Source organism: Streptomyces dysideae (assembly GCF_001514305.1).
Classification (GTDB): domain Bacteria; phylum Actinomycetota; class Actinomycetes; order Streptomycetales; family Streptomycetaceae; genus Streptomyces; species Streptomyces dysideae.
Window position 1 is genome coordinate 1 of sequence record NZ_KQ949165.1, and the last position, 4252, is coordinate 4252.

Consider the following 4252-nt stretch of genomic DNA (forward strand, 5'->3'; position numbering starts at 1 on the left):
GCCCTCTCAGATTTCGTCTTCCCCGTGGCCCCTTGGGGCGGGCGCCGCCTTGTACGGACGGCACGAACGAAACGACGGGAAAGGAGCTACTCGCCGGCGGCTGATGCGGATGCCGAGGAGAGCGAGCAGGGCCCGGAGCTGGTGGAGCGGGTCGCGGCGATCGATATCGCCAAGGCATCCGGGATGGTGTGCACCCGCCCATCGAACCCTCGAGTTTTCCGGTCAGAGGAACATCAGCCGAGGCAGACCCAACTGGCACCAAACTCACGAGCAGCGGACTCAGTCCGCTCAGGCAAAGCTGACGCTCCAACACCCAAAAAGGAACGTTTCCGCAGTTCAGAGCCCTGCACAGGTGGGGCGGGTGGGACTCAAACCCACGGCCGACGGATGATGAGTCCGGCGGTGACGGCTCCCCGTGATCGCTGGCAGAGCCCCGCTCAAACCGCCCGAGCCACCGTTTTGGTCCTGCTTCGCCTTGAGGGTGGGGAGCTCGTCGTCCCCAGCCCTCCGCCTTCAGCTGGAACAATCCGGGTGCCACCGGCCCTGGGGGGCGAATCGTCATCGCAACGGTGCAGATCGGCATGCTGGGTGGTCGTTGCGGCATGGAGCAGGTGACAGGCAGGGAAGCGAGGCTCTGAGCAGCCGCACCGTGAAGGCGGCGGACTGTGAAGGAGCGATCTCATGGGCCGATACGATCTCGCCCTCATCGGATTCGGCGGCGTCAATCGCGCGCTTGCCGAGCTCATATCCCAGAGCGGGGAGCGCCTGGCCAAGGAGCTGGGCTTCGCCCTGCGGGTGGTGGCGATCACCGATCTGCGGGCCGGTTCCCTGGTGGACACCGACGGCATCGATCTGGCGCCGCTGCTGGCCGCCGGGCCCGGGAAGCTGAGCTTCGCGGGCCCGGCCGGTGGCAGCGCTGATCCGCGCAACGAGTGGGTGATCCGCGAAGTGCCGGCCGACATCGTGGTGGAGGCGACGTTCACCAACCCCACCGACGGCGAGCCCGCCCTCTCCCATGTGCGCTGGGCCCTGGAATCGGGCAAGCACGTGTGCACCACGAACAAGGGACCGGTCGCACTCGCCGGCCGCGCACTGAAGCAGTTGGCCGCCGAGCGTGGTGTCAGCTTCGAGTTCGAGGGCTCGGTACTCAGCGGCACCCCCATCCTGCGCACCGCCGAGCGCATGTTCGCCGGCCTGGAGATCACAGGCGTCCAGGGCATCATGAACGGCACCTCGAACTACATCCTGGGCCGCCTCGAAGAAGGCGTCGGTCTGCCGGCGGCCATAGCCGAGGCCCAGGAACTGGGATTCGCCGAAGCCGATCCCACCGCGGACATCGAGGGCCACGACGTCCAGCTCAAGGTCATGATCCTGGCCAACGAGGTCCTCGGCGCCGACCTGCGCCGCGAGGACGTCTTCTGCGAGGGCATCTCCGCGATCACACCGGACGAGGTGCGGGACGCCGCCTCGAAGGGGCTGCGCTGGAAGCTGGTCGGCTCCGCCACCCGCCACGAGGACGGCAGCGTCGATGCCCGCGTCGCCCCGCTCGCCCTGCCCGCCCAGCACCCGCTCGCCGGGATCTCCGGCCCTGTCAACGCGGTCGCCTTCCACACCGACCTCCTCGGCACCGTCACGGTCTGCGGGCCGGGAGCCGGCCGCATCGAGACCGCCTACGCCCTGCTGTCGGACATCATCGCCATCCACCGCCGGCACGCGGCCGACGACACCGCCCCCACGCGCCCCGTTCTCCAGGAGACTCACCGTGTCTGACACCGTCGTGCCCCCCGGCATCGAACTCGGCACCGACACGGCGCCCGTGCACAACCCCTACACCGGCGAGGTCATCGCCTCGGTGCCCACCGTCGACGCGGGCGCCGTCGGCGGCATACTGCAGCAGGCCAGGTGCGGGCGCCGTACCGCGGCCGCGCTGTCCCGCGCGTCCAGGGTCGCGCTCCTGGAACGCGCCACCCGCCTGATCGAGCGGCGCGCCGAGTCCTTCGCCCAGTTGATCGTCGGCGAGGCCGGCAAGACCATCACCCAGGCCCGCAAGGAAGTCGCCCGCGCGGTCAACACCCTGTCGCTGTCCGCGGCCGAGGCACGCCGCAACGCCGGCGAGGTCATCCCCTTCGACTCCTATGAGGGGTCGGAGAAACGGCAGGGCTGGTTCACCCGCGAACCGCTGGGCATCATCGCCGCCATCACGCCGTTCAACGACCCCCTCAACCTGGTCGCCCACAAGCTCGGCCCGGCCATCGCCGGCGGCAACGCCGTCATTCTCAAACCGTCCGCGCTGACGCCGCTGTCCGCGCTGCGGCTGGTCGACACCCTCATCGAGGCCGGCCTGCCCGAGGAGATCGTCACCGTCGTCAACGGCGACGCCGACATCGCCGCCGCGATCGTGGCCGCCCCCGACGTGCGCATGGTGTCCTTCACCGGCGGGTTCGCCACCGGCGAGGCCATCTCCCGCACGGCCGGCCTGAAAAAGCTCGCCATGGACCTGGGCGGCAACGCCCCGGTCATCGTCATGGACGACGCCGACCTCGACGAGGCCGTCGCCTCCTGTGTCTCCGGCGCGTTCTGGGCCGCCGGCCAGAACTGCATCGGCACCCAGCGGATCCTGATCGCCCGCGAGGTCTACGAGCGCTTCCGCGACGCCTTCGTCGCCCGCACCAAACTGCTGCGCGTCGGCGACCCGCTCGACGAGCACACCGACGTCGGCCCCATGATCACCCCGGAAGCCGCGGCCGCCACCCGGGCCAAGGTCGACACGGCGGTGGCCGAGGGCGCGGTGCTGCTGTGCGGCAACGAGGCCACCGGTTCCCTGTACGCGCCGGCCGTCCTGGAAGACGTCCCGGCGACCTGCTCGATCTGGCGGGAGGAGGTGTTCGCCCCGGTCGTCATGCTGCAACCGTTCACCTCCTTCGAGGACGCCATCGAGCAGGCCAACGCCATCGACTGCCTCCACGCGGGCATCTTCACGTCGCGTCTGGACCGCGCCCTGAACGCGGCCCGGTTGCTGGAAGCCGGCGGAGTGATGATCAACGACTCGTCCGACTACCGCTTCGACGCCATGCCGTTCGGCGGATTCAAGTACGGCAGCATGGGCCGCGAAGGCGTGCGCTTCGCCTTCGAGGAGATGACCCAGCCCAAGGTCGTCTGCGTCAACCACATCAGCGAAGTGGTCCAATGACCGCCTTCCGCACCGAGCGCGAACCCCTGAGCCCGCTGGAGCCGGAAGTCGGTCGGCAGACCGACCAGCGGCTGTGCCGGACGCGTCAGTCCGAGGGCGCGGACACGGGTCAGCACCGCGCCGCGTAGCGTACGGCCTGACTGCGCATATGGGCGGTGATCTTCCCGGTCTCGGCCAGGAAGGCGAGCCGGTTACAGATGGCGACGATGTCCCCCGAGCGCTGGAGAACCTTCAGGCCTCATCCTGCCGGCTACCCACTCCGCCCTCAAAGCAGCGGCCCAGAACGGCTCGCCCGTCAGCGTCTCCGGCACCGCGCGCCCACCGCGCAGGACCCGGCGGCCGCGACCCGCCAGCCATGCCGCGCTCCTAGCCGACCTCGCCAACGCGCAGGCACGTAGCGCCCGGCTCGTCACCCGTGCCCAGCCATTGGAGAAGCGTCTGTCCGAGGCGCTGGGGGAACAGGTCCGGCGCGAATCCGGTCTCGGTGCCGCCCTCGATGTCGAGGAACCCCAGCGGACGATCACCCGCCTGGAACAGCAGACCCTCGACCTGAAGGCGTCCTCGGAGGACGCGAGGTCGAACTGGAGGCTGCCCGGGAAGCCAACCAGCGGCTGACCAGGGCCTTGAACCAGCGCGAACGACCTAGTCGTCAGCCGGGCGCCACTTCCGACATCAGCACCCGGACGCGGGTCTCGATTGCGTCGCGGATGGGGCGTACGGCAGTAACGCCCTGGGCCGGGTCATCGAGCTGCCAGTCAAGGTACCTCTTGCCAGGGAAGACGGATCAGGTGTCGCCGCACCCATTGACCATCACCGGGACCGCGATGTGGCCGAGCGTCATACAACAGACCGGGGTTCGGTTCACCCGGCACTAACCTTCTCCTTCCCCCTGCACATCTCTTCTATGGGACCGACGGGACATCCGACCCCGGACTGACGCCGGGCTGCGCACAGCCGCGGCGTCCGTGCCGGAGAGGGCGAGGACGGAGAGCAGGACGAGTGCGCACGCCGGGCAGAGTACGGTCCAGGGCGCCAGTTCCGCGTACGGCTGGTTCTCCGACA

General features: G+C 69.4%; 4 protein-coding genes, 1 tRNA gene and 1 pseudogene. 4 read left to right on the forward strand and 2 right to left on the reverse strand.

All coding sequences use genetic code 11. From position 1 onward, the window contains the following. Positions 1–353: 353 nt before the first annotated feature. A tRNA-Ile gene (locus AQJ91_RS54255) sits at positions 354–448 on the reverse strand. A 233-nt stretch (positions 449–681) separates the two neighbouring features. On the opposite strand from AQJ91_RS54255, the gene AQJ91_RS48080 reads away from it, so the two are divergent. From AQJ91_RS48080 to AQJ91_RS55060, 4 genes are all read left to right on the forward strand, one after another. Further along, positions 682–1770, forward strand: coding sequence for a homoserine dehydrogenase (locus AQJ91_RS48080; RefSeq protein ID WP_067036698.1), 1089 nt, complete (start codon positions 682–684; stop codon positions 1768–1770). Then, a complete protein-coding gene (locus AQJ91_RS48085; RefSeq protein ID WP_079085768.1) occupies positions 1763–3190 on the forward strand; it encodes an aldehyde dehydrogenase family protein in 1428 nt (475 codons plus the stop codon). The genes AQJ91_RS48080 and AQJ91_RS48085 overlap by 8 nt, the downstream gene beginning before the upstream one ends. Continuing rightward, positions 3187–3318, forward strand: a complete 132-nt coding sequence (locus AQJ91_RS57685) for a hypothetical protein (RefSeq protein WP_267891333.1) — start codon at positions 3187–3189, stop codon at positions 3316–3318. Before AQJ91_RS48085 ends, AQJ91_RS57685 begins: the two co-directional genes overlap by 4 nt. A gap of 298 nt (positions 3319–3616) precedes the next feature. After that, positions 3617–3805 (forward strand): hypothetical protein, encoded by a 189-nt coding sequence (locus AQJ91_RS55060; RefSeq protein WP_067036701.1) that lies wholly within the window; start codon positions 3617–3619, stop codon positions 3803–3805. A 34-nt stretch (positions 3806–3839) separates the two neighbouring features. Here AQJ91_RS55060 and AQJ91_RS57215 read toward each other — a convergent pair. Next, a pseudogene (locus tag AQJ91_RS57215) lies at positions 3840–4004 on the reverse strand (phosphotyrosine protein phosphatase); the annotation flags it as partial. Positions 4005–4252 lie beyond the last annotated feature (248 nt).